We start from the raw sequence: 20,825 nt of genomic DNA on the forward strand, positions 1-20,825 counted from the left end.
CGCACCATGCCCGTTTCTGTTGAATGGGCTTCGCTTGAACTAAGATATGTAAGAGGAATACGCCGTGCCGAAACGGTCTCGCCTGCTATTCGCGATCTTCCTGATGGCGCTTGCCGCCCCGCGCGCCGCCCCGGCGCAGACCCAGGAGACACCATCGGTCCAGACGGACGGCCAGCCGGAAACGACGGGCCAGTCCACGGGCGCCGCAACAGGCGGCGCCACAACGACGGACACAACCGCGCGCCCGACGACGACCGAAGGCACCGCCGACACCGCGACGGACCCGGCTACCGCGACCGATCCGGACGCCACAGCCGCCGAGGAAGAAGCGACCGAGCTCGACGCCGTCGATGACGCCGCCGGCGAGCGCCAGGCCGGCCTGCCGCATGACCTTTCCCCCTGGGGCATGTTCATGGCGGCCGATATCGTCGTCAAGGGCGTGATGGTCGGCCTTGCCTTCGCCTCCGTCGTCACCTGGACCGTGCTGCTCGTGAAGCTTGCAGAGCTTGGTGCCGCGCAGCGCTCCGCCAGCCGTGCCGTGCGCCGGCTTGTTGCCGCCCGCGGCCTCGCGGATGGCGAGGAGGCCCTTGGCCGCAATCGCGGCGTTGTCGCCCGCATGACGCGTGCGGCGCGCGAGGAAATGGATGCCTCCGAAGCCGTGCTCGATCACGTCTCCGACGGCGGCGTGAAGGAGCGCGTCTCCTCGCGCCTCGGCCGCATGGAGGTGCATGCCGGCCGCCGCATCGCCAAGGGCACCGGCCTCCTCGCGACGATCGGCTCGACCGCCCCCTTCGTCGGCCTGTTCGGCACCGTCTGGGGCATCATGAACTCGTTCATCGGCATCTCGAAGGCGCAGACCACCAACCTCGCCATCGTTGCGCCCGGCATCGCCGAGGCGCTGCTGGCGACGGCGATCGGCCTCGTCGCCGCCATTCCCGCCGTGGTGATCTACAACTTCCTGGCGCGCGCCATCACCGGTTACCGCCAGAACCTTGCCGACGCCTCGGCCGCGATCGAACGGCTCGCCAGCCGCGATCTCGACGTGCGCCGCGCCGTGCGTCACGCCGCGCCGCGCAGCGAGCGCGCTAGCGGCTCCGTCGTGAAGATCGGGTGACGTCATGGCGAGCAAGATCAAGGAAGGCGGCGGCGACGACCTGGAGGAGAACAGTGAAATCAACGTGACGCCGTTCATCGACGTCATGCTGGTGCTGCTCATCATCTTCATGGTGGCGGCACCGCTCGCCACCGTCGATATCAATGTCGACCTGCCATCCTCCATTGCCCAACCGACGCCCCGCGAGGACAAGTCGGTCTTCATGACGCTGAAGAAGGACCTGACGGTCTCGATCGGCAATGGCGAGATCGGACGCGACACCTTCGGCCCGCAACTCGACGAAGTGACGGACGGCAACAAGGACACGCGCATCCTGCTGCGCGCCGACAAGGCCGTCGACTACGGCAATGTCATGGATGTCATGAACCTGCTGCGCGCCGCCGGCTATGCCAAGATCGCGCTCGTCGGCCTCGAAGGCGCGGCGCCGGCCGCGGCTCAATAAGGACAGGGCGCGCCTTCGGGCGCGCCGCCTCCCTCGGCCCTCAGCGCTTACTACCGCTGGAAAATATCGATCTTGTGCCGCGAAAGCAGTTGCAGCGACCTGTCCGGCGCGATCCGGTAGGTTTCGACATAACGATCGCCGAAACTGTCCCGGAACAGATGCTCGAACGTGCTGCCGATCGGCGCCTTCGTCAGCTTGCTCCGCGGCTGACCGTTATAGATGATGCTGCCCGGAATGGGCTCTATGGCGTAGGCGGCGGAGCTCAATACCGCAAACGTCATCGCCACCGCCGCCAGGGTCTTTATCGTGCGCATCGGGCATTCTCCTGTCTTGTCGATTTCATCAAACTGTAGATGGGGTTGGCAGAGCCTTTGTTCCATCACAGGAGCGCACGATGCAGTTGCCGGGGGGAAAAAATTCACAATCCGCCGGAAGCCCCTTGCGCCCTTTCTAAATTCGTTCTAAACGCCCGGCACCACTCGCTTTATAGCAAAACGGACGGCCTCGTGGCGGAGTGGTGACGCAGAGGACTGCAAATCCTTGCACCCGAGTTCGATTCTCGGCGAGGCCTCCAACTTCCAATTTATCATGGACTTAGATCGCTTTGTTGTGGATACCTACGCTTAAGGTAGGCCACTCTTGGGATCCTTGCTTTCCGACGCCGCATTATGCTTGGCGCATGCTTCCGGCAGTGCCGTTCCTCTATGAGCAATCAGCTCTTCATCGGTGGAGCGCTCACAGGAAGAGGTAAATTAAGCAACTGTTTTCATTACAGAAGTTTAATCTTGCATTCACTTCTCGTTCATCGGCGCGGACCTAGGCTCTGCTCATCGACAACGAGGAACTACCCAATGAAAGTCTTCATCCGCACGCTTCTTGCCACTGTCGCCCTCTCGGTCGCGGCAGTACCGATGGCACAGGCCGCCCAGCAATACGGCCACGACCGCAAGCCCGGCTATTCGCAGACCTATAAGAAGAAAGTCGTGACCAGGAAGAAGGTCGTGACGCGGCGCGCCTGGCACCAGGGCGAGCGCTACTCCGACTGGAAGCGCCGGCCGGCTGTGCGCGACTACCATCGCTACGGCCTGCGCAAGCCCAACCGCGGCCAGCAATGGGTCAAGGTCGACAACGATTACCTGCTGCTAAGCATCGCCACAGGCGTCATCCTCGGGGTCGCTGCGGCCCGCTGAACGAAAAACCCCACCGCAGACGATCTGCGGTGGGGTTCTTTCTTGTTACGCCTCAACGGATGAGCAGCGCCGTGCCGTAGAGCCCCAGCGCAAAAACGGTATGCGCGACGAGATTGAGGATGCGCACCGTATTGGCATTCGGCAGCTTCGACGCCGCAACCCCGATACCGAGACCCGGCTGCAGCAGGAACCAGCCGGCGCCGACGGTGACGATGCCGAGAATCCAGGCCGGCAGGAAGGTCGGGGCGGCAAACCAAGCCTCGCCGACGAGGAGCGCCAGGATCACGCCATAGAGAATGCCGACCGCATAGTGGCTGATCCAGCCGAGCGCCAGCTCGTTGGCATAGGGCGGCGCCTTGCCGATATCGTCATGAAAGACCGTGCCGTTCTTCAGGTGCCAGAACCAGCGGCCGACCGGCGCCCAGTTTGGCCGCGACTGGCGGAACCCCTTCCACAAAACGATCGCCCAGAGATCCATGAGCACGGTCGCGCCGATACCGATCGCAACGCCCTTCAACAGCAATTCCATATGCTTCCCTCACCCTAAAAAGCCCTGCCGGGGTTTAGAGCAGGTCCGCAGCGTCGATGCAATAAAGAGAGAGGGAACGTCAGCGCGCGTTGCGGCGCGCCTTACGGGTCGCCCACCAGACGGCCAGGCGACGGCGCTGGCGGCGGACGAAATGGGAATCGTGCGACAACACGAGAAGGCCGAGCGGCACCATCCAGAATCCGAGGATCGGCAGGAAGCCGAGAATGCCGCCGACGATGAGGAGAACGCCGATCAGGGTGCGCAGCCAGCGCGATTCCGGCAGTTTCATCCGAAAACTTCCGATCACGATCTGCCGCGTGCGCGGGTCGATCCCGAAATGCATGTTTGTTTTTCGCGTCGTCATTCGCCGTCCATTCGCTCGAAAGCCCGGTTTTCCGGGGCTCGCCTCCCCTCCAGTTGGAGACTTCTCCACAATCAATCAAGCCTCGTGCATTTTTTTGTCAAAAAGCGCTTGGCAAATCGATCCAGCATTTGTATTACGCGCTCACTCCGCAGCGAGCGGATGATCCCTGGTAGCTCAGCGGTAGAGCATTCGACTGTTAATCGACAGGTCGCCGGTTCGAATCCGGCCCGGGGAGCCACTTTAGAAGATAAGCGCCTGTTACTGTTGACTATTCCGGTAGCAGGCGCTTTCTTCCCCACAAATCTTCCCCGCTTTTGAAATCCGCGTCTCTGATATGTGGAGTCGAACCTTACGTGCGCGCTTCGCCATTGCGGTATGGCTTTTCGGGGATCGTTCCGCCCTCCTCCGCGACCCGCCCTTCTTCCTGGATCTCACGCTCAGCCTGCAGCCAATGGCCCAGCGTCCGGCCATCGAGTGAACCTTCCTGCTGCCACAGTTCGAAAGCCCTCGCCTTGATCCGTCTGTCGCGTTCGTCCTGCATTTCGAGATCTCCTAATGTTGGATGAGATGAATGTGCAGGAGATCGCGTTGTTCCTTAGTACACGGGAACATCGTCGACCTGCTTCCGTTGCAGCTTGACCAACAGGAGGACGTGCAATGGCAATCGAGAACGCACCGACCGATAAAGGCAAGGAAGGCGCCAGAGGCCTTCACAAGGCCACACGAGCCGAGGAGCGCAAGGTTGAAGCCGAGAAGGGTTCAGACATCGCCAAAGGCGCTGATCGCTTCGAGGAGCGCTCCAGAAGCTCAGACGGCAAGAGCGCGGGCGAAAAGCAGAAGTGAACCGGCAGCTTTAACACAGATAGCCGCCCGGCAGGGGATACCGGGCGGCGTATCTAGTGCTGCTTACCAGGTCTGGCGGCCGTACCAGTCGTCGACGTCTTTCGTGGCTTGATCCTTCGCGTAGCCGTAACGCTCCTGGATCTTGCCTTCGAGCTGATCGCGCTTGCCGTCAATGACGTCCAGATCGTCGTCAGTGAGCTTGCCCCACTGTTCCTTGATCTTGCCCTTGACCTGCTTCCAGTTACCTTCAACACGGTTCCAGTCCATCGTGGTCTCCTTCATTAGGACGTTGATGGAAAAGGAATGCGTGAGGGACGATTTTGATCCCTACCGTCGAGTCGCTACCGAGGATTGGGCGTATGTTCATCGCCGTGAATAAGGTGATGCAGAGTAAGCCCGGTATTCCACGAGATCCTCGCCACCATGTACATTGTGGGGTTCGCCCGGCCCTCAAGGATCGAAATGTATGAGGGGGCGGTAATCCCGCACAGCTTCGCGAACTCCACCTTGTTGAGCCCGCGACGGACCTGCTCTCGTTCCATTACAGCCGCCATGTTCCGAACCACCAAGCGAGCGAGTTCGGTCTCTAGGCGTTCTCTTTTCGCCGCGGTCATTCCTGCCTCAGCGCCACGCCTGGGCCGGGTGAGACATCGCCGTTATCTAGAAAAGCAATTCCAGCCTTCTCGAGGGCGGCGCGGATGGCGTCGACAGTGCGGGGCTTAAGTGGTGGCCCCATACCTTCAGCCTTTGGGTCAAAAGCCTCAAATCGGGTGACCGTATTCGTAGAGACTTGAGCAAGTGCGGCGAGATCCCTCACGCCCAAACTCAACGCGATGCGCGCCATACGGCACTGTACCGGCAACATTTTCGTAATCCTGTAGCGAAAACGCCTTGACGTAGCGTTTAGTCGTGATAATCTCTACACGGTAGCGAAAACGAAACCGGCACACAAGGAGCATTCACAATGCAAACGACCACGCATGACTCCATCACAGACAGAAGACTCGAACCGCGTAGGCTGCTCCCGAGAAGACAGCCACCATTCATTTACGAGCAAGCGGCTGCCACCGAAATTCCCAGAATGGCAGCCCTTGCCGAACAGCTGCAGGCCAGCATGGTCGAGTTGCAACCCATGCCAGACGCGGCAATGAACTCAATCAACGACGCACACAGCGCCGTGGTTGAGGCCCTCGCCGCAATGCCGGTCACCAAGTCCTCCGAACTCGCCGACAAGCTCCGCGTGCTCGCCTACCTCGTCGAGGGCGACGAGGGTGGCGCGCTGAATCTCGAGACCGTGATGCTGCAGGCGGTCCTGCACGACCTTGGCGCCTACCGGATTCGCGAAGCGATCGCCGAAGGGTTCGGTGTCGTGGAGACGATCTACGGCGATTTGCTCCAGCTTCGGGCCGGCGAGTACGCCCGTATCGATCGACCAAACTAGTTTCCTGCCAGCCGCTCCGCCGCATGTTGCGGCTGGCCTTTGCCCCAGCGCGCCTTCGTGGCAGCGCGGGGTCTTTATCGCCGAGAGGCGGTGGCACGGTCGCGTAGTACGTCCGTGTCGGGTGTCGCCGCGGCGCTTGAACCGTCGCCGGCGGCACCCACCAGTTGAGCCGACCCGGCCCCGCATGTCCCGGTAGGCCTTGCCGCTGCGCGCCCGAGGGGGCTTTGTCGCGCGGCCTTTTTCTTACCAGGAGGCCGCCGCCCACCGAGCGCTGGCATATGAAGACCGTCCGCCTTCACTGGCGGGCGGCTTTTACGTTTCATTTTCCAGGATTGCCTGCCGGACGTCTTGGCCGCCTCATCGCCGGAACAAATTCGCGGCCTTTTCATTCTTGATGCTCTAATTCACAGAAAAGGGAGCACCCCCATGAAAACGCTTGCCGACATTTTCGAGCACACACTGCAGGACGTCTATTACGCTGAAAACGCTATCACGAAGGCGTTGCCGAAGGTGGCAAAGGCTGCGAAGAGCGCCGAGCTCAAAAAAGCGGCCGAGGCGCATCTTGCGGAAACAAAGGAGCAGATCAAGAAGCTGGAGCAGGTCTTCCAGTCGATCGGCAAGAAGGCTTCCGGTGAGAAGTGCGACGCCATCGAGGGGCTAATCAAAGAAGCCGATGGCCTGATGAAAGAGGCGGAAGGCATCGCGCTCGATGCCGGCCTGCTCGCTGCCTGCCAGGCTGTGGAGCACTATGAGATCGCACGTTACGGTTCGCTCCGCGAATGGGCCAAGGACCTCGGCCACGACGAAGCGCACAAGCTTCTAAGCGAGATCCTTGACCAGGAGAAAGCGACCAACAACAAGCTGACGAACCTCGCCGTCACGTCGATAAACAAGACGTCGGCCGCCAAGAAGGCTGCGTAGTCGCTTCTTGCCGGCACCGGACTTTAATAGCCGCTCGCCCCATCAAGGCGGGCGGTTTTTCTGTTTTTCGCACGATGAAATCTTGAATCGCGAAAACTCCAAATCCATATCGGAGGCGCCAGATTCGCATTTGAAAGGAGGATTCCGATGCTGGCTGAGATTTACTTCGCTACCCCACTTTATGTGCGCTTTTCCAATGGCACTGCCCGCACTTTCCACGGCGTCCACGATGCGCTCGACTTTCTCGAAAACGAATGGCCACTACGCAACGGAGAGCGCTATAAGCGCGCTTGCGAAAGGTGCCGCGCCGCGCTGCAGTTCCGCACGCCTGCCCACGTGGCGCGCGAGGCGTTTGTTGCTGCATGCTTGGAGGCCGGGATGCCTGTTGAGGGGCTCCCGCCCGTCTGGCACCGCTCCGGGCCGTCTGCGCCACCAGCTATGAGCGCCTAACCGTGTTGCCGTCCGCCTTCAATCGAGGCGGCCGGCTTTTCAATTAATGACCCAGCGCAATCTGGCATCGGTCAAGCAGGCTTTCGCCATCGACCGGGTTTTCCTGATAGACTCGGAGCACAAAAAGAGCCAAATCCTCACGTTCCCGCGCTTCGAGGCGGTCAGTTGCAAGGTGACCAACAACTTCAGCGATTACTTTGACTTCGTCAGGCTGGAAAATGCCTTTACGAGACAGTTTATCTGGAAGATCCACCGGGCCCTCCTCCTGTGTCGGGGCGAAAGGGGTGACCTCCCTGCCGGTGACGCCCTATACAACTGCCACCGATGAGGGAAGTATGCTCCCCGAATATGACATTGACAAGTCGTGCAGGCCCCGAGCATGCTACCGGAACCTTTCCGTCTATTCGTGGTTTGACACTTGCACCAGTCGCCAACTGAGTGCTTCCCCCCAAACTACGGGCGCCGACCTCCCAGTGGCGCCTTTTTTTTGCTTAGCGCCGGCAGCGGTGTTCCTATACGCTGGCTAAATGACTGAGAGCATCGGCAACATCCTGAACGTGGTTTCTATCGAGGGCGGTCTCCGCCTGGAAATCGCAAGCCCGAGTGGTGAACTGCTGTCGGTAAACTTGGTGGGAGATGGAGCGCGCGACGCGTTGATCTCGATGTATTCCTGCCTTGAAGATCCTGAAGCCGCTGGGCTTGACGCACTCGATCAGCAGCCTGCGGTATTCTTATTGGATCCCCAGGTCTCTGGAAAGCTCGATGAGGCATCCCGCCTTCACCTGGCATTTAAGGGCAAGGGCTTACCGCCGTTCAGGGTTGCCCTTGATCGTCGCCGGATGGCGGCAATGCTGTCCAGCTTGCTAAACAACATAGTCAGCCCGAAAAAATCTCACTAGGCTCAGAAACTTGTCGGGAAGGCATTCTTCGGCTTCAATGGTTGAAAACGGAACCCTGAGCGTGAACAAACCTGACATGGCAGTAGAGCGAGACAAGCGGATCGTCGCCCTTCGCGACCAGGGTTGGACATTCAATGACATTTCCCGAGATCTGGGAATCTCCGTTGGATACGTAAATATCCTCTACTATCAAAACTGCGCGAAGCCCGGCGACGAGGACGTTCCGGATGTAATGTCGGTGACGACCGCCCGAGAGGTAAGGGCGCTGCTGGGCGTCTGGCCATCGCCGGCGACGGCGGAAATCGTATCTTCGCGCATGATGGAGTTGCTCCGCAAGTCTCGCAGGCGGCGAACCCTTGGGGAAGTCACCCGGTGGCTGGAGAGCCAGGGGTTGGGTTGGGGTCATCCGGCGGGATGGAAGCCGTAAAAGGCTTCGCAGCGTCGCGAATAGAACCGCTTGCATCCTCGATGGGCGATTGGTTTATGCCCAGGCCGCACTTCTCAAAGTTGTTTGATGAGGTGTAAATCAATTTTAAGAGCAGCATGTGTATGGTTTGGACCTGCGTATCATCGAGGCTGCGCATGGCCGATATAACAGTGAAAGTGTACAGGATAGACGGGGACCGGGAGCTAATTGCGATCATCCCATTGGACAGTACGAACGGGCTTTCTGAAGTTGAATTCATCGCAGTTGCGATGATCGTACTCAAGACGACTGGGCGGTACGCCGACTCCGAGATCGAGGGTTTCCGTTATCGGTTCGAGCACTTGCAGACTTCGAAACCATGCAACGACTGAGCCTGGAGGCTTGCGAGGCACGTCGGTCGGCGTAAAATGAAATGATCCGGTAAATGAGGAGGCGTCTAATGCGAGAGCTCAATTTACCTAAAAAGCCGTTTGGGCTGCGAAGAGATACACAAGGTGATTGGGAGGTTTTCGATCGCAATACGGGTAGATCAGTCGTTTGCGACGGTCGGCTGATGTCAGGCCTCTCGCTTGATGAAGCAGACATGGTCATGGACGTTCTAAACGGCGACCATCCCGTGGTCCATATAGCGACCTTGCATTAGGTCCCCATGATCGGAACACCCAACACGGGAATGGCGGTGTTTGTAGCCGAGCTGGTGAAAGCCGCTAATGGGTCAGCGAAAATGACCGAAGACGAAGCGCGCCGTTTGCTCGGACGCGCTTACGTTACTATTGTGGAGGCGCGAGAGCAGCTTTCTACCCATCGCGACCAGCCCACGGCGAGTACAGCAATCAGTTTGGCATCGGCCACGGGGCTGGTCGGCGCCCTGTCAGACCAGGACGTCAGAGCACTTCTCCTCGACGCCGCCGAAATGATTCGCACCATGAAGATTCTATTGGATCGCGAAGCCGATACGTAGGCGAAGTGACTTTCCGTGGAACAATTGCCGCAGACCGCGGTATGGTGAATGTGGCTAAAAATGCGGACCCCATCCTCCTCCTGAGCGTACCGCCATAGGGCGACCGGTCGACTTTCAAACGCAAACCTGACCACACCGCTAGTGGCGACGGCGTGCGAACTGATTAAGAAGGATTGACCAGGACTCGGCGTCAACCCTTGCCATTTCCCATAGAAGACAAAGCTCCCCGTCCACCTGTATTTCGACCGGGCCTTTCGTCCTGGCATCCACAACATGCCAAGTGCCGTTTTCGTCTTGAGCTAGGTGATAGCGCGACAAGCTTTCCATACGGGAATTATACTCCCGGTACGGCGAAATCCGGAATGAATATTACTCAAGTCTAATGTAAAGTGAACGTCCACTAAACGATTAGAGAGCGATTAAGGAATTGCCGCGGTGCACTACGTCTTTCGGACGAGGCGCACAAGGTGATCTGGGTGACGCGTCATGCCATTTCGGGACATTTATCTCCGCGTCCCTCGCCAACGCCTCTTGCTCGCCGGCGCAGACCTCGACCCAACCCTCCTCACGGCTGATCCGCCGATATGCCGCGAGGCCATCCTGGACGAAAGCGGGCCACAATTCGGCCGGCAACTGCACGGCTTGGCGGCCATCTCGCAGCAGGGGCGGACGAACCGCGAGCTTGCCATCCGGCCGCTGCACGACAGCACAGCCCCGGATGGTCCACCCGTCGATTTCGACGTCGAAGATCGTCTTGGCGCCGCGAGAACCTTTGCGCATGTTTCCGATTCTGATCATGTCATCTCCCCATAATGCGCCACCGCAACGCGCAGCAGTTCCGCCTCCTTGAGTGCCGTCAACGGCGCCGGTCTGGTATCGCCTGGCGTACCGATCCGGGGCACCGACAGCACATAGCCGTCGCCACGCCTGATCAGCGCGCACCCCGGCAATACCAGGTCGCCGACCGTAGCTGTGAATGTCGCGGCAATCCGTCCACCGGACGGATTCATGTTGGTGATCTTTATCATTGAAATTCCGTATTCATTGGTAACGTTCGCGCAAGCGAAGATGGAGATGGTGCGCGCTGATTGTTCATCGGTCGGGAGGGTGCACCGTGGAGGAACGAGCCAGTGTTTTCAATTCCGGAACGGAACGAACCGCCTGGTCGATTGCCGCCCGTCACTTGGCCGCGGGCCAAAAGGACCCCGTTAAAATGATCTGCGAGGCAATCGAGGAAGAGCGCCGTCGCTGCGTCGACTTATTTGTCGCAGCGACTGGAGACCGGGCAGCCGTCCCTGTGTTCATGGTGGATCCGGATTGCGATTGGTAGCTACGATGGGCGGCTGGAGGGAACTATATCGCCTCCGGTGAGTTTCTCGCAGAGAAGCGAGGGGCCTTGGAGATGAGTACACGCCTGACACTGGACGAGATAGTGGCCCGCCTGCGCCAGCTAGCCGACGAGGCAAGAGAGCTGAGCGACCGGATCGAAGAGCGACGCAGTGCTCTCGATGAGGAACCTGAAGACATGCCCAACCAGTCCCAGCTTGCGTGATTGCCCCCCCCTGGGTCGGGTCCCTTTCCAGGCTAAAAACGACCACTTGCGGGTCGTGAGGCCCGGCCTTGCTCCAGGCATAGCCCGGCAACCTCGGCAACGGGTTGCTGCCGTGCCGCGTTGCCGGGTTTTCAGCGCATTGAGGGTGTTGCCGAGCCGTTGCCCCGCCTAGTTCTCGTCCGTGCGCCCATAGCGCCTGGTTTTAGCCCATTCCGCAGGCGTGGCGGGTGTGCCTTCAGGGGCGTTGTCTGCGACCCGGCGGCTACCTCCTTTGGACACTTGACCTCCCTCACGCGACGCTGTTTTCTACGTGCCGATCGGAGGTGGGTCATGGATTATGATTGGACAGGGCAGAGAACCCGGCGCATGAAAACCGCGCGGCGGGCCGTTGCTGCGACATTTTTCCTAATGCCGCTGCTGGCGGTTGCCGCCGCGCTGTTCAATTTCGCCGGCTGATGACTTAGTCGGAATACGCCGACTCCACCGCGGCCTTCACACGTTGACCCAAGTGAGACGCGGCAGCGTCTACCGCCTCCTGAGGCGACGATATATTGCTGATCGAGACCGGCGCGTGGACGTTGACTACCGGCTGCTGACGATTGACGTCACGCACCTCCTGCACGCCGCGAGACGGCTGTAGCAGTTGAACGATAGTGCCGGCATCAAGCGACATCGGCTTGCTGTTCAACCCGCCCATCAACTGGTCTACCGTCTTGGGCATTCCACCGGTCTGTTGCGGACCCGCGAGATATGAGTCCATGCTTGCCGCACGACCACCGTCATCGTCTGCGGACGGCTGGAGGGGAACGAAGGTATCCTGGAACCACTTCGAAGGCGTGGTGATCCGCTCATCTAGCCACCTGTTAAGGCGACCAGCATCCTTGCGGTTCTTCGCATAGAGCTCTTCCACACCCTCTTTGGTAGAGGGTATGCCGGCGACGTGATCGACCATCTGGAAAGCGGCGAGCAAGCCCTTCCAACCTATGCCCCAACTACCGGGTTTGTTGTCGGGCGCCGGCTTGTTTTTGCCATCTCCCGGCACGTTTGGAATCGGAACGTCTTTTAGGATTCCGCTGATCTTGCCCACGGCCCTCATGATGCCGATCGCGGTCGTGACGCCGGTGATCTTGGCGAGAGCGGTGGCAAGGGTAGTGATTGCACCGGCAACAAGCGCGATGCCCCCAGCCGCGAGGGTGAGTTTCAGACCCTTGCCGGCTATGTCGCCCAAAAATTGAGCGATTGGGTTGTTCTTCAAATCTTCATTGAATTCACGGATTGCCTTCCCGTATCCCTCGAACTTCGCGAAGATTCCGCCAATTCGATCGGCAGCTCCGTCTGGATCCACCTCACCGAACAGGAGGTCGCCTAAGCCTTTAATTCCTTCCTTGACGCCGCCCTTATAGCCGAGCCCCTGCATAAAGCCGGACACGCCAGCACCCGTCTCATCGAAGATCGAGGCCCGATCCCCAAGCGTATCGAGCACTTCACCAATGGCGGTGGTGCCTTCCTTGATTGTCGGGAGCCAGCCCTCGCCAATGTCCTCGAAAACGAAGTCTATTTTGTTCCGCAGGATCTGGAGGGCGTTGCCGGTGGTGCCGGCGCGGGCGACAAACTCCTTAAATGCGGAGCCCGTATATTTGCTGCGGTCCGCCACCGCGAAGAGCGCTTGGTCGAGCAACCCGATATTGCCAACAAGAGGCAAAAACGCCTTCGCCTCATCGCCGAAAAAATCGGATAGCAGCGAGATGTGGCGATCCTTCGGAGCTTTGGCGATCGCCTTGAGAACCGTCTTCAGGGCACCAGGTGCGTCCTTTTGCATATCCTTGGCAATTTGCGGAAGGTCCAGACCAAGGGCGCGGGCCGCGTCCTTCTGCGACTTCTTCGCGGAGCCGCCCCGCGTCATCGCCTTCACAACATTTTGCATCGCTGTGCCGGCCGTGGAGGCGTCTGCCCCTGCGGCAATCATGGCCGAGCCGAGCGCCGCCACCTCTTCTTTCGCGAAGCCGCCCATTTCGGCTAGGGAGCCAACGCGCAAAAGGTACTCGGTGATTTCGCTGGCCTTGGATGCCATGCCATTTGAGAGATGATTAATCGAGTCGGCCAAGTCGCCGGTTTCGGCAACCGTCAACCCGAATTGCGTCTTTAGCTTCGCGAGGCTTTCGCCAGCCTCACCCGCCGACATGTCGAAGGCGATGGCAACCTGACCGGCCATCTTAGAGAACGCCTGCAGGTCATTGGTCGCGACGCCGCTTTCCGCCGCTGCCGCGTACAGCGCGGCAATTTCCGTGCTCGCCATCGGCAGTTCGCGCGACATGAGCTTGATGGAGCGCGCGATCCCGGCAAGCTGCTCATCCGAACCGTCGACGACCTTTTTCACGTCCGCGAAGGCCGACTCGAACTTAATTGCCGCGCCGACGGTCGCACCGATGCCTTCGCGCAGCCCGACATAACCGGCCCCGAATGCCAGGACTGAACCGGTTATACCGCGGAGGGGCGAGAGCATGGCCGTCTGCTGACGTTGCAAGCCGGACAACACCCCCTGGATGCGGCGCGCCGGACCCGTCACGCCATCCAGAAGAGTAAGTTTGAGGACGCTACTGAGTGAGGCCATGCTCGAGGCTCCTTACTTCTTGTCGTTGTAAGCTTTGATGTGCTCGGTCACGCCGCCGAGGACCGCCTCAATGTCGTCAGCGTCGATCTCATCAATGATGCGGCGCGGAAGGCCGGAGAGCCGTTCAAGGATCTCGAGGACATTTTCGCCCAGGTTATTGAGGTCCCCAGTAGCGAAGAGGGTTGCTCCTCGCATTAGGACCGGGAAATCGCTCATTTTGATCTTGCGGAGCGAGATCGAGCGGATGATTTCCGGGCCGTTCGCGACGGGCACGGTGAGTTTGATGCTAGTCATTTCGTCTCCATGAAGAAGCCCGGCTCGAAGGCCGGGCGATGGTGGGGATTAGGTGCCGCCCACTGGCGACTGGTACATGTGTCTTTCAGGGCACTTGTGGCACCGGCCTCAAAACAGTAGCGCCTCGGTAATGTGCTGATTCGCAGACGACAGCGTTCCAGCTTTTGAAATCGCTGTCCCTTTGGGCGCCAGCACGTCGAACAGGTATTGCTTTGAAGTGCTGGCGCTGGCCATTGCCCTTTGGGTCGTCCCGGATGGCGCAGTCGCATTCGGCGACGCATTGTTGTAACCAACAAAGACCAGCATTCGCGACTTGCGCTTGGGCGTCAGGCTAACTGTAGAGAAGGCTGTAGATGCTGCCGAATAGACCGGCAGCGGAAGCTGGTCGAGTTGAAGATCAAGCGCCTTCTTTGGTCGATAGGCGGCAAGGATGATGCTGCGAGTATTACTGACCGTTGGGGAGAAGACGAACGTTGAATCTTCTGTCCCGTCAACGATCTTCAGGAACAACTCAGTAGACGGTCTGGACGTCTCGATGTAACCGCCGATCCGCCCCCATTTGGCGTCTGGCGGGATATGCGAACTGACGCCAGACGAAACGATACGCGCAATCAAGATATCACCCACAGAAACACCCGGCTTATTTACGGTCAGCGCCGTAGTGCTGGATGCAGTCGCTGTCTGCGCATCGACGAAATCCGGCGCGTCGCCGGTCGCTCCGCTTTTGCCGGCGGTGAGGATCGAGCCGATTCCGCCGATGTGTCGAATACGGGGCATTTAGGTCTCCTGGCATAAAAAGGCCCGCGCGAGGGCGGGCCATAATGGGATGAAGTGCCGCTACGTTGCGGCGAGTGGAACAAACAATCGCTGTCCGAATTTGAGCGTCAGATTTTCTGACAACGTGAGGTCTGCAATGCTCGATCGTGTGAAACGACTGAAAGATAGCGACAGCACAATGGTGGCTGCCGCAGCACTCATTCTCGCCGGGATTGTTATGATCGGGGTGCCGCCCGTCCTCTTGCTTGGCAGCTAGAGGGCCGAGTTCCGGGTCGGCAGCATTTCCCGATTTGGACAGGATAAATGGTTCCCAGCGGCCGAATGACGGATTACGCAAGAGTGTCCGCGGTGTCCGCAGCGGTAACAAATGCGGACACCTGACTGTCCGCGACTGTTACCGGTCTCTGGCCAGCTTCAAGGTCCCGAAATGACCCAAGTGAAGCTTGTCGGTTGCCGCCACATCGACAACCCCATTCTCGTTAAGCACAAGTAATCCTTTAGCTTTCCAGACGGTAACGGTCTTGCGGCTGACGCCGCGATACCGCGCGTAGGCGCTCTGTTTGCAGAACGCAGGCGGTGGGTTTTGAGCAGGTAACAAGTTGTTACCCCCTTTTCGAGCTAGATAATTTTCGAATCCTCGCGGCTGCGTCACCGCCCGGAGGAACGAAATGAGAACGGTCCCTGTCCTGGGGGGCTACCGGTGGCGCCGGGCGAACGCGTTTTGCTCGGCGACGATTTTCGCCCACCCGGTCAGCTCAACCTTCGGCTTCGCCTCCTCCGGCTTCACGGCAGGCGCGAAGCCCATTGACTTATTCATGGCCGCGACAACTCGCGCCCACGACTCCTTGGCCTCGGCTACCTTCTTTAAGCCGCGAGGCGAGGCCGCGGCACGCGCATGCACGGCCTGCATCCGTGCTTCATACTTCTCATCGACATAAGCGAAAGGCGCTGCACGGCGGTCGGCTACGGCAGTGGCGAACCGTGCCGCTACCGCTTCGTCGGGTGTGTACCACGTCTCCGCCTTCATGATCGTGCGCGCCGCTGTCTCGGTGATCCCTGCGCGCTTGCCATACACCCTGGCGTACGCAACGGCATGCGCTTCCAACTGCTCCACCGTCTTCTGATGCGCAGCCGAGTCGCCGATCGTGATATTCATCGGCTCATGAATCATAAGGATCGATCCGTCGAGCATAGTGATGGTGTCGCCCGCCATGGCTATCAGGCTGGCGGCCGAAGCGGCAATGCCAATGATTTCGACATGCACCTTGCCGCGGTGAGCGGCGAGGATGTTGTAGATCGCGCTGCCATCGACGGCGATGCCGCCACCGCTGTTTATGGTGACGGTGATATCACCGCTGTACGGCAGCGCGGCGCGGACGGTCGTCGGGGTGAAGTCCTCCCCGACGACGCCAAACAGATCAAGACGCAAGGGCGGTCTCCTTTGGGGCAAGGCTGTATTCAAATTCCGGGCTGCGCTCGGCGCGCTTCGGCGCGGGCTTCAGTTCGGAGACAGCCTGCGCTGCGGCATCGCGTTGGTCGTACGAGGGCGTCCAGAACGGCGTGGCGCCGGCGTCGAGCGCGGGCAGCATAATCTCGCATCCCAGCGGGGCGATGTTGTACCCGCTCTGGTCGGGGAGGATTTTCGAGCGGCGGAAGGGCTTGCGCACAACCTCAAGGAACCCGTGCTCGGTCTGGACCACGCCGTATGTCAGTGGGTTTTCGACGGTATCAGAGCGATCGGTCATCATGCCACGTCGATGCTTGTCATGCGCGCGAACGTGGCGTTGGAGTTCGTCGCGAACGGGCCGCGCGCCATCGATCTCGCACCACATCCAGACCGCGTCTTCGCCGAGCACTTCTCGGTAAAGTTGGTGCTGCGAACGGCTGTGTTCGGGGCCGAGCAGCGGGGGTTTTCCTTCGGGGCGATCCTCATTCGCAGCCTGCACGGCGATCGATGCGGCAGCGACCTCGGCGAGAAGGTCGCGGATCTGGAGTGCAGCCTTCGGGTACTCCCGGCGCAACCGCTTCTCGGCTGCCTCACTAGCAGCCTTGGCTTCATCGTACTTCCGCTGACGCTGGTCGGTAGCCTCGGCCTCAAGTGCCGCTTCGTGGTCCCGCTCAAGACGGTGGACGCGGGCACGCGCCTGGTCCACATCGATGCCTGCTTCTGTCTTCGCGTCCAGAAAACCGCGCAAGGACTTCTTGTCGGCAGTCAGGAGGTTGGCGTCGTATTGCTCTTCAGCGGCCGTTACGGCAGCCTCAGCAGCTTCGAGCTCAGCCTTGGCCTTTTCGATCGCGGCGGATAGGTCGGCGGAGGATGACTTGCCGAGTATCTTGTTGATCAGTTTTCCCAAGTGACTTCCTTTCAATGTTGAACGAGCCGGCGCCGCAGTTCCGCGAGCGGAAGATGCACGGCGGTGCTGGCGGGTTTCTCTGCGGTGGTGGTAATCGGACCGCCGGTAGGCCGATGGACCCAGATGGAATCGTCGCCGGATGCTGCTATCTGCCGTGCGACGGGCAGGACCTCATGCGGCCGGCCCAGGTGGTGGCGGAAGAGTTCGGCGGCGATGGCGATGGTGAGCGCCTCCACGCGATTGTAGAGCCGGGCTTTGCCGCGAACGGCCCCGATGTGGAATGCTGGGGCGCGGCAGAGCCATTGCCGGATGGCTGCTTCCGACAGGCCAAGAAGGCCTGCAAGGTCGCTGTTGGCGAAGGTCACTTCGGCCTCCTTTCAGTGACGGGCGATGGGCGTCACGGTTTTGGGTGGTAAAAAAAAGACCACTCCCAGAAGGGAGTGGCCAGGAGTTCGCGGCGAGCGTTGGTAGACTCCGCGAATTACGAAACTGGCCCCGCGTCGCGGAAGACACGCTCCGGCGGGGAGATCGCGCCGGGCAAAGGAAACCGGCGGCGATTGGGGAATAGGAAGTGAGCGACCGCGCGCGGCCACCCACTTATTCAGGGCGGTGACGGCCACCCCGAAAATGCGAAAGGGCCGCATCGCTGCGACCCTCTCCTCTCCCTACCCATTTGGCGCGGGGGAATGGGGTACCCCTTGGCGAATAACCTTTAGTTGTGTAGTTCTTTGGCGGCGATTATTAGGGGGTTAGCATGAATCTTGGAGACTGGGAGTCGATCGCGACGATAGCGGCCACGATCCTAAGCCTTTTAGCCTTGGTTACGGGTTACATTGAATGGCGAAAGTCAGAGCTTCGGCGGGAGGAGGTACACGCTTGGGCAAATGACGGTATCGACGCATTGCAATCACTTGTGCTGACGATAACGATAACGTCACCAGGATGGGATGAACAGCGGGCCGCGAGGTTGACTGAATTGGGCTTTCGAACTTCCATATTGGTCGAACAGGGGCGGCTTTTCTTTAAAAACAATACTCGCTCTAGGTACAAAATGCAGAAAGAAGTAGCCTACCGCGGGATCCGACCGATCATTCTTGATCAGTTACTAATCTGCCATCGGATTTCACTTGCTTGGTCCGCCTCAGAAACTGAAGAGAGACGGCTTATGCGTGTAGTTGCAATCGACTGCCTCAAGAAGTTTGTTTCGCTAGCCCAACAGGAAGTCGGGCGACGTCGGTCAGCATCGTCCTACCCTGCCCAAGACGGCAGCCGATCCGATTTGCACGCAATATTGGAGCGGGCGCGCCAAGCCGAGCTTTCTCAAGCTCGCCAATAGAAAACGTCGACCCAGTTGATCAAGCAGCGCGCCGCCGCTGTTTACCCCAATACCTATCGATGATGCCGAATCCGTCGAAAATGCGTGCGCGGGCCTCGCCCTTTGCCCCCTTGCTGCCAGCGCCGAGTTTCTTTCCAATCTCTTCTAGGGTCAGGCCGTCGACCACGGACCACTCGAATGCATCAAGGATGGCGGGAACGTACGCAAGTCGGCCGCGGAGGAAGGCGAGTTCGCGCCTCGCATCGATCGTGGCAATCAAAGCGGCGTCTCCGGTCCATTCCTTCGGCACGGGTGCGGCACGATTGCGGGAAGGTTGCGTGTCGACCATGGCCTTCTTGCCTGTGATGACCTTTGGTCCCTTCTTCTTTCCGTCCTTGTCGATGTTCTGCACGACATAGAGGTCCACCGGTTCGCGACCGACAAGCGCGGTAGGGCGTTCCGCGATATCGTGTACAGCGCGATAGCGTTCGGCGAGCACGAGGCAATGGTCGTTCTTTTCAGTCCGGAGGAGTTTCTGAAGCGGCCAGTCTTCATTGTCGTTAGCAGCCTGGCCATCATACCACTGCGAAGCATATGTAGCCGCAGCGTTGCGCCGCCAGAGTTCTCGCTCGGCTTCGTCCGCGTCGTCCCACACGAATGAGGGTCTAGGATCGCCCGCAATTCGGATAGCCACGCCGCGTGTCTTGATTCGCGTTCGGGCAGGCGCCCATTCGCCTTTGTTGAGAATTGCGGGCAGCGCGTCGCGCCGGTCGAACACCGGTGTCTCGATGATCAAGGCCGTCACCTCGTTTTTGAGAAAGGGAAATGTGGTGGAATCGGCGCGCTCAACGCCGATTTTCGTACTGTAATTCATTTTGACAATTTTGTCAATATGGGCTAGACATTAATCGCCGGTTGTGGTAAGGGGCGCGCCCTTTTCCAGGTACGGGGAACATTCTACCTTCCGTGAAGTTTCTCGGCCGAAGGAGAACCCACATGGAAACTGATCCGAAAAAACGAATCCGAAATCGCGCGTACGAACTGTGGCAAGCCGCCGGCAAACCGCCAGGCGACGGCGCAGAGTATTGGCTTCAGGCAGAGGCAGAGGCCGCGCAAGTCGAGCCTGTGATCGATGCGGACACCCCCGATGCTGCTGCTCGTCGAGGCGTTGAGCGCGAACATCCGGAAACGGTGGTGAAAGTTGGCGGTGCAAAGAGGAAGGCTGCTGCGAGCAGGTAGTCGAGTCGCTATGCAGTCGATATGGGCCGAGCCTAATCCTTTCTCGCAACGAGGCCTTCCATATAGATTTGCTGGCCTTGCGTCGTAAGGGAAAGAAATTCAGCATGTCCGCCTTTGGTCGTTTGGCTAACGCGAGCGGCGATCAGCCCCAAAGCAACGAACTGTACTTTGACTTTCGCTAAGTCCATTTCATTTATATCGTACGGAGTGTAGTCGCAATTTGCCTCTTTCATCGCTGTCTTAACCGCACTCGAAATCACATAGTCAGTTTTTCCAACCGTCAACTCCGCGGAAAGGGGAAGAAAAATTTGTCTCCACGTGAGTGATATTTCACGGTCCGTGTAAGTATAATAACTACTGCTGTATTGATTCCGGTGCCGGGTACGAAAACGGATCTCTACGGTATCATCCAACCCAGCGATGTTATCGAACATCGGTTGCTGGTTTTTTTGCAAAATGGCGACCTGATTTCGTAACTCCGCATTTTCCTGCAGGGCTTTATTAGCTTGTTCCAATGTGTCTTGATTGGCAGCCACATCGCCGCGTATCCACCCGGTCTGCGGATACGCACTGAATGCATGCATAAGCGATTTGAGAACCGCAAGCTGCAAATCCTGGCGATTTGTCCAAGTTTTCACCAAGCGCCCCAACATGACTTTGTCCCGAAATGCGTCAAGCGCCGCCGCTAGCCTTGGCTCGATATCGCTGTTCCTTACCGATATTGCTCCAGGCTCCCCGTGGACGAAGGCGATAACAAATTTGCCAGTATCTACCGCGTAGTCATATTCCCTTTCCGTAAAGCTGATGCCCTCCGCATCAAGAGAGCCATACCGCCCACCGATGATAAGCAGGTAATAGTCACATTCATCGATAACTTTCTTGATGTAGGTGAGTTGCTCGACATCAGCGGCTGGAAATAGCTCCATTCCTGCGGGGATATGGTTCAGGTCGAGAATGTTTCTAATCGTTTCCTGCCGCTCATCGACGAGATCGCGGAATGTCGATGAGACGAAAACCTGGTATTTCTTTGCGACCATCGCCGGCTCCCCGCTGAAGTTGACCTTTAGATCATGGCGGTGGAAACGTTGTCGAGAGGTGAGCC

30 protein-coding genes and 2 tRNA genes are annotated in these 20,825 nt (G+C 59.1%); 14 read left to right on the forward strand and 18 right to left on the reverse strand.

The window, feature by feature from the left end; genetic code table 11:
* The first annotated feature begins 103 nt into the window (after positions 1–103).
* Together exbB and exbD are read left to right on the forward strand one after the other, a co-directional pair.
* A complete protein-coding gene (exbB, locus tag GB927_RS07615) occupies positions 104–1,114 on the forward strand; it encodes a tonB-system energizer ExbB (RefSeq protein WP_256116200.1) in 1,011 nt (336 codons plus the stop codon).
* A gap of 4 nt (positions 1,115–1,118) precedes the next feature.
* A complete protein-coding gene (gene exbD / locus GB927_RS07620) occupies positions 1,119–1,556 on the forward strand; it encodes a TonB system transport protein ExbD (protein ID WP_256116064.1) in 438 nt (145 codons plus the stop codon).
* Positions 1,557–1,606: 50 nt separating this feature from the next.
* Here the strand turns inward: exbD and GB927_RS07625 are convergent, their stop codons facing one another.
* Positions 1,607–1,870 (reverse strand): hypothetical protein, encoded by a 264-nt coding sequence (locus GB927_RS07625; protein WP_256116065.1) that lies wholly within the window; start codon positions 1,868–1,870, stop codon positions 1,607–1,609.
* A 186-nt stretch (positions 1,871–2,056) separates the two neighbouring features.
* Here GB927_RS07625 and GB927_RS07630 point away from each other — a divergent pair.
* Positions 2,057–2,130 (forward strand) — tRNA-Cys (locus GB927_RS07630).
* 277 nt (positions 2,131–2,407) lie between these two features.
* On the forward strand, positions 2,408–2,746 hold the full coding sequence (locus tag GB927_RS07635; protein ID WP_256116066.1) for an RcnB family protein: 339 nt from the start codon (positions 2,408–2,410) through the stop codon (positions 2,744–2,746).
* A 52-nt stretch (positions 2,747–2,798) separates the two neighbouring features.
* Here GB927_RS07635 and GB927_RS07640 read toward each other — a convergent pair whose 3' ends face one another.
* Both GB927_RS07640 and GB927_RS07645 read right to left on the reverse strand, forming a co-directional pair.
* Positions 2,799–3,275, reverse strand: coding sequence for a DUF2938 domain-containing protein (locus GB927_RS07640; RefSeq protein ID WP_256116067.1), 477 nt, complete (start codon positions 3,273–3,275; stop codon positions 2,799–2,801).
* A gap of 79 nt (positions 3,276–3,354) precedes the next feature.
* Positions 3,355–3,639, reverse strand: a complete 285-nt coding sequence (locus tag GB927_RS07645; RefSeq protein ID WP_256116068.1) for a hypothetical protein — start codon at positions 3,637–3,639, stop codon at positions 3,355–3,357.
* A 163-nt stretch (positions 3,640–3,802) separates the two neighbouring features.
* On the opposite strand from GB927_RS07645, the gene GB927_RS07650 reads away from it, so the two are divergent.
* A tRNA-Asn gene (locus GB927_RS07650) sits at positions 3,803–3,877 on the forward strand.
* A gap of 111 nt (positions 3,878–3,988) precedes the next feature.
* Here the strand turns inward: GB927_RS07650 and GB927_RS07655 are convergent.
* A complete protein-coding gene (locus GB927_RS07655) occupies positions 3,989–4,180 on the reverse strand; it encodes a DUF2934 domain-containing protein (RefSeq protein ID WP_256116070.1) in 192 nt (63 codons plus the stop codon).
* Between the two features lie 116 nt (positions 4,181–4,296).
* Here GB927_RS07655 and GB927_RS07660 point away from each other — a divergent pair, with 116 nt between their 5' ends.
* Complete coding sequence (locus GB927_RS07660) at positions 4,297–4,482, forward strand: hypothetical protein (RefSeq protein WP_256116071.1); 186 nt, start codon at positions 4,297–4,299, stop codon at positions 4,480–4,482.
* Positions 4,483–4,545: 63 nt separating this feature from the next.
* On the opposite strand, the gene GB927_RS07665 is transcribed toward GB927_RS07660, so the two are convergent.
* Positions 4,546–4,749 (reverse strand): CsbD family protein, encoded by a 204-nt coding sequence (locus GB927_RS07665; protein WP_256116072.1) that lies wholly within the window; start codon positions 4,747–4,749, stop codon positions 4,546–4,548.
* A gap of 343 nt (positions 4,750–5,092) precedes the next feature.
* Entirely contained in the window at positions 5,093–5,347 is a 255-nt protein-coding gene (locus tag GB927_RS07670; RefSeq protein WP_256116073.1) for a transcriptional regulator, read from the reverse strand.
* Positions 5,348–5,563: 216 nt separating this feature from the next.
* Here GB927_RS07670 and GB927_RS07675 point away from each other — a divergent pair, with 216 nt between their 5' ends.
* From GB927_RS07675 to GB927_RS07685, 3 genes are all read left to right on the forward strand, one after another.
* Positions 5,564–5,923, forward strand: a complete 360-nt coding sequence (locus GB927_RS07675; RefSeq protein ID WP_256116074.1) for a hypothetical protein — start codon at positions 5,564–5,566, stop codon at positions 5,921–5,923.
* A gap of 426 nt (positions 5,924–6,349) precedes the next feature.
* Entirely contained in the window at positions 6,350–6,844 is a 495-nt protein-coding gene (locus GB927_RS07680) for a ferritin-like domain-containing protein (protein ID WP_256116202.1), read from the forward strand.
* A gap of 147 nt (positions 6,845–6,991) precedes the next feature.
* Entirely contained in the window at positions 6,992–7,294 is a 303-nt protein-coding gene (locus GB927_RS07685; protein ID WP_256116075.1) for a DUF982 domain-containing protein, read from the forward strand.
* A gap of 43 nt (positions 7,295–7,337) precedes the next feature.
* Here GB927_RS07685 and GB927_RS07690 read toward each other — a convergent pair whose 3' ends face one another.
* The gene (locus GB927_RS07690; RefSeq protein ID WP_256116076.1) at positions 7,338–7,547 is read right to left on the reverse strand and encodes a hypothetical protein; all 210 of its coding nucleotides are present in this window, start codon (positions 7,545–7,547) and stop codon (positions 7,338–7,340) included.
* 274 nt (positions 7,548–7,821) lie between these two features.
* Here GB927_RS07690 and GB927_RS07695 point away from each other — a divergent pair, with 274 nt between their 5' ends.
* The gene (locus GB927_RS07695) at positions 7,822–8,193 is read left to right on the forward strand and encodes a hypothetical protein (protein WP_256116077.1); all 372 of its coding nucleotides are present in this window, start codon (positions 7,822–7,824) and stop codon (positions 8,191–8,193) included.
* A gap of 189 nt (positions 8,194–8,382) precedes the next feature.
* Here GB927_RS07695 and GB927_RS07700 read toward each other — a convergent pair whose 3' ends face one another.
* A complete protein-coding gene (locus GB927_RS07700) occupies positions 8,383–8,511 on the reverse strand; it encodes a hypothetical protein (protein WP_256116079.1) in 129 nt (42 codons plus the stop codon).
* An 833-nt stretch (positions 8,512–9,344) separates the two neighbouring features.
* Between GB927_RS07700 and GB927_RS07705 the strand changes: the two genes are divergently transcribed.
* Positions 9,345–9,581, forward strand: coding sequence for a hypothetical protein (locus GB927_RS07705; protein ID WP_256116080.1), 237 nt, complete (start codon positions 9,345–9,347; stop codon positions 9,579–9,581).
* A gap of 408 nt (positions 9,582–9,989) precedes the next feature.
* Here GB927_RS07705 and GB927_RS07710 read toward each other — a convergent pair whose 3' ends face one another.
* The gene (locus GB927_RS07710) at positions 9,990–10,379 is read right to left on the reverse strand and encodes a hypothetical protein (protein ID WP_256116081.1); all 390 of its coding nucleotides are present in this window, start codon (positions 10,377–10,379) and stop codon (positions 9,990–9,992) included.
* Positions 10,376–10,609 carry a hypothetical protein gene (locus GB927_RS07715; protein ID WP_256116083.1) on the reverse strand — a complete coding sequence of 78 codons (234 nt, stop codon included), beginning with the start codon at positions 10,607–10,609 and terminating at the stop codon, positions 10,376–10,378. The genes GB927_RS07710 and GB927_RS07715 overlap by 4 nt, the downstream gene beginning before the upstream one ends.
* 374 nt (positions 10,610–10,983) lie before the next feature.
* Between GB927_RS07715 and GB927_RS07720 the strand changes: the two genes are divergently transcribed.
* Both GB927_RS07720 and GB927_RS07725 read left to right on the forward strand, forming a co-directional pair.
* Entirely contained in the window at positions 10,984–11,133 is a 150-nt protein-coding gene (locus GB927_RS07720) for a hypothetical protein (RefSeq protein WP_256116085.1), read from the forward strand.
* Positions 11,134–11,463: 330 nt separating this feature from the next.
* Complete coding sequence (locus tag GB927_RS07725; RefSeq protein ID WP_256116086.1) at positions 11,464–11,589, forward strand: hypothetical protein; 126 nt, start codon at positions 11,464–11,466, stop codon at positions 11,587–11,589.
* 4 nt (positions 11,590–11,593) lie between these two features.
* Here the strand turns inward: GB927_RS07725 and GB927_RS07730 are convergent, their stop codons facing one another.
* The 7 genes from GB927_RS07730 to GB927_RS07760 form a co-directional block, all read right to left on the reverse strand.
* Entirely contained in the window at positions 11,594–13,744 is a 2,151-nt protein-coding gene (locus GB927_RS07730; RefSeq protein WP_256116087.1) for a phage tail tape measure protein, read from the reverse strand.
* A 12-nt stretch (positions 13,745–13,756) separates the two neighbouring features.
* Complete coding sequence (locus GB927_RS07735) at positions 13,757–14,038, reverse strand: hypothetical protein (RefSeq protein WP_256116088.1); 282 nt, start codon at positions 14,036–14,038, stop codon at positions 13,757–13,759.
* 108 nt (positions 14,039–14,146) lie between these two features.
* Entirely contained in the window at positions 14,147–14,815 is a 669-nt protein-coding gene (locus GB927_RS07740) for a hypothetical protein (RefSeq protein WP_256116089.1), read from the reverse strand.
* Positions 14,816–15,509: 694 nt separating this feature from the next.
* Positions 15,510–16,244, reverse strand: a complete 735-nt coding sequence (locus tag GB927_RS07745) for a head maturation protease, ClpP-related (RefSeq protein WP_256116090.1) — start codon at positions 16,242–16,244, stop codon at positions 15,510–15,512.
* The gene (locus GB927_RS07750) at positions 16,234–17,169 is read right to left on the reverse strand and encodes a hypothetical protein (protein ID WP_256116091.1); all 936 of its coding nucleotides are present in this window, start codon (positions 17,167–17,169) and stop codon (positions 16,234–16,236) included. Before GB927_RS07750 ends, GB927_RS07745 begins: the two co-directional genes overlap by 11 nt.
* Positions 17,170–17,180: 11 nt before the next feature.
* Complete coding sequence (locus GB927_RS07755) at positions 17,181–17,534, reverse strand: hypothetical protein (protein WP_256116092.1); 354 nt, start codon at positions 17,532–17,534, stop codon at positions 17,181–17,183.
* Positions 17,535–18,524: 990 nt separating this feature from the next.
* Entirely contained in the window at positions 18,525–19,358 is an 834-nt protein-coding gene (locus tag GB927_RS07760; RefSeq protein WP_256116093.1) for a hypothetical protein, read from the reverse strand.
* A gap of 122 nt (positions 19,359–19,480) precedes the next feature.
* On the opposite strand from GB927_RS07760, the gene GB927_RS07765 reads away from it, so the two are divergent.
* Positions 19,481–19,723, forward strand: a complete 243-nt coding sequence (locus tag GB927_RS07765) for a DUF2934 domain-containing protein (RefSeq protein WP_256116095.1) — start codon at positions 19,481–19,483, stop codon at positions 19,721–19,723.
* A 32-nt stretch (positions 19,724–19,755) separates the two neighbouring features.
* Here GB927_RS07765 and GB927_RS07770 read toward each other — a convergent pair whose 3' ends face one another.
* A complete protein-coding gene (locus tag GB927_RS07770; RefSeq protein WP_256116096.1) occupies positions 19,756–20,760 on the reverse strand; it encodes a DUF4062 domain-containing protein in 1,005 nt (334 codons plus the stop codon).
* Positions 20,761–20,825: the final 65 nt, after the last annotated feature.

The sequence above is a fragment of the Shinella lacus genome (assembly GCF_010994755.1).
GTDB lineage: Bacteria > Pseudomonadota > Alphaproteobacteria > Rhizobiales > Rhizobiaceae > Shinella > Shinella lacus.

Bases quoted from the DNA above. Each gene is read 5' to 3' on its own strand.
- GB927_RS07625 (WP_256116065.1), bottom strand. From the start codon at position 1,870: ATGCGCACGATAAAGACCCTGGCGGCGGTGGCGATGACGTTTGCGGTA.
- GB927_RS07700 (WP_256116079.1), bottom strand. From the start codon at position 8,511: ATGCGCGAAGATACGATTTCCGCCGTCGCCGGCGATGGCCAGACGCCC.
- GB927_RS07770 (WP_256116096.1), bottom strand. From the start codon at position 20,760: ATGGTCGCAAAGAAATACCAGGTTTTCGTCTCATCGACATTCCGCGAT.
- GB927_RS07675 (WP_256116074.1), top strand. From the start codon at position 5,564: ATGGCAGCCCTTGCCGAACAGCTGCAGGCCAGCATGGTCGAGTTGCAA.
- GB927_RS07730 (WP_256116087.1), bottom strand. From the start codon at position 13,744: ATGGCCTCACTCAGTAGCGTCCTCAAACTTACTCTTCTGGATGGCGTG.
- GB927_RS07645 (WP_256116068.1), bottom strand. From the start codon at position 3,639: ATGACGACGCGAAAAACAAACATGCATTTCGGGATCGACCCGCGCACG.
- GB927_RS07725 (WP_256116086.1), top strand. From the start codon at position 11,464: ATGGATTATGATTGGACAGGGCAGAGAACCCGGCGCATGAAAACCGCG.
- GB927_RS07740 (WP_256116089.1), bottom strand. From the start codon at position 14,815: ATGCCCCGTATTCGACACATCGGCGGAATCGGCTCGATCCTCACCGCC.
- GB927_RS07720 (WP_256116085.1), top strand. From the start codon at position 10,984: ATGAGTACACGCCTGACACTGGACGAGATAGTGGCCCGCCTGCGCCAG.
- GB927_RS07760 (WP_256116093.1), bottom strand. From the start codon at position 19,358: ATGAATTACAGTACGAAAATCGGCGTTGAGCGCGCCGATTCCACCACA.
- GB927_RS07695 (WP_256116077.1), top strand. From the start codon at position 7,822: ATGACTGAGAGCATCGGCAACATCCTGAACGTGGTTTCTATCGAGGGC.
- GB927_RS07680 (WP_256116202.1), top strand. From the start codon at position 6,350: ATGAAAACGCTTGCCGACATTTTCGAGCACACACTGCAGGACGTCTAT.
- GB927_RS07735 (WP_256116088.1), bottom strand. From the start codon at position 14,038: ATGACTAGCATCAAACTCACCGTGCCCGTCGCGAACGGCCCGGAAATC.
- GB927_RS07655 (WP_256116070.1), bottom strand. From the start codon at position 4,180: ATGCAGGACGAACGCGACAGACGGATCAAGGCGAGGGCTTTCGAACTG.
- GB927_RS07665 (WP_256116072.1), bottom strand. From the start codon at position 4,749: ATGGACTGGAACCGTGTTGAAGGTAACTGGAAGCAGGTCAAGGGCAAG.
- exbD (WP_256116064.1), top strand. From the start codon at position 1,119: ATGGCGAGCAAGATCAAGGAAGGCGGCGGCGACGACCTGGAGGAGAAC.
- GB927_RS07705 (WP_256116080.1), top strand. From the start codon at position 9,345: ATGACCGAAGACGAAGCGCGCCGTTTGCTCGGACGCGCTTACGTTACT.
- GB927_RS07685 (WP_256116075.1), top strand. From the start codon at position 6,992: ATGCTGGCTGAGATTTACTTCGCTACCCCACTTTATGTGCGCTTTTCC.
- GB927_RS07640 (WP_256116067.1), bottom strand. From the start codon at position 3,275: ATGGAATTGCTGTTGAAGGGCGTTGCGATCGGTATCGGCGCGACCGTG.
- GB927_RS07715 (WP_256116083.1), bottom strand. From the start codon at position 10,609: ATGATAAAGATCACCAACATGAATCCGTCCGGTGGACGGATTGCCGCG.
- GB927_RS07710 (WP_256116081.1), bottom strand. From the start codon at position 10,379: ATGATCAGAATCGGAAACATGCGCAAAGGTTCTCGCGGCGCCAAGACG.
- GB927_RS07765 (WP_256116095.1), top strand. From the start codon at position 19,481: ATGGAAACTGATCCGAAAAAACGAATCCGAAATCGCGCGTACGAACTG.
- exbB (WP_256116200.1), top strand. From the start codon at position 104: ATGGCGCTTGCCGCCCCGCGCGCCGCCCCGGCGCAGACCCAGGAGACA.
- GB927_RS07635 (WP_256116066.1), top strand. From the start codon at position 2,408: ATGAAAGTCTTCATCCGCACGCTTCTTGCCACTGTCGCCCTCTCGGTC.
- GB927_RS07660 (WP_256116071.1), top strand. From the start codon at position 4,297: ATGGCAATCGAGAACGCACCGACCGATAAAGGCAAGGAAGGCGCCAGA.
- GB927_RS07670 (WP_256116073.1), bottom strand. From the start codon at position 5,347: ATGTTGCCGGTACAGTGCCGTATGGCGCGCATCGCGTTGAGTTTGGGC.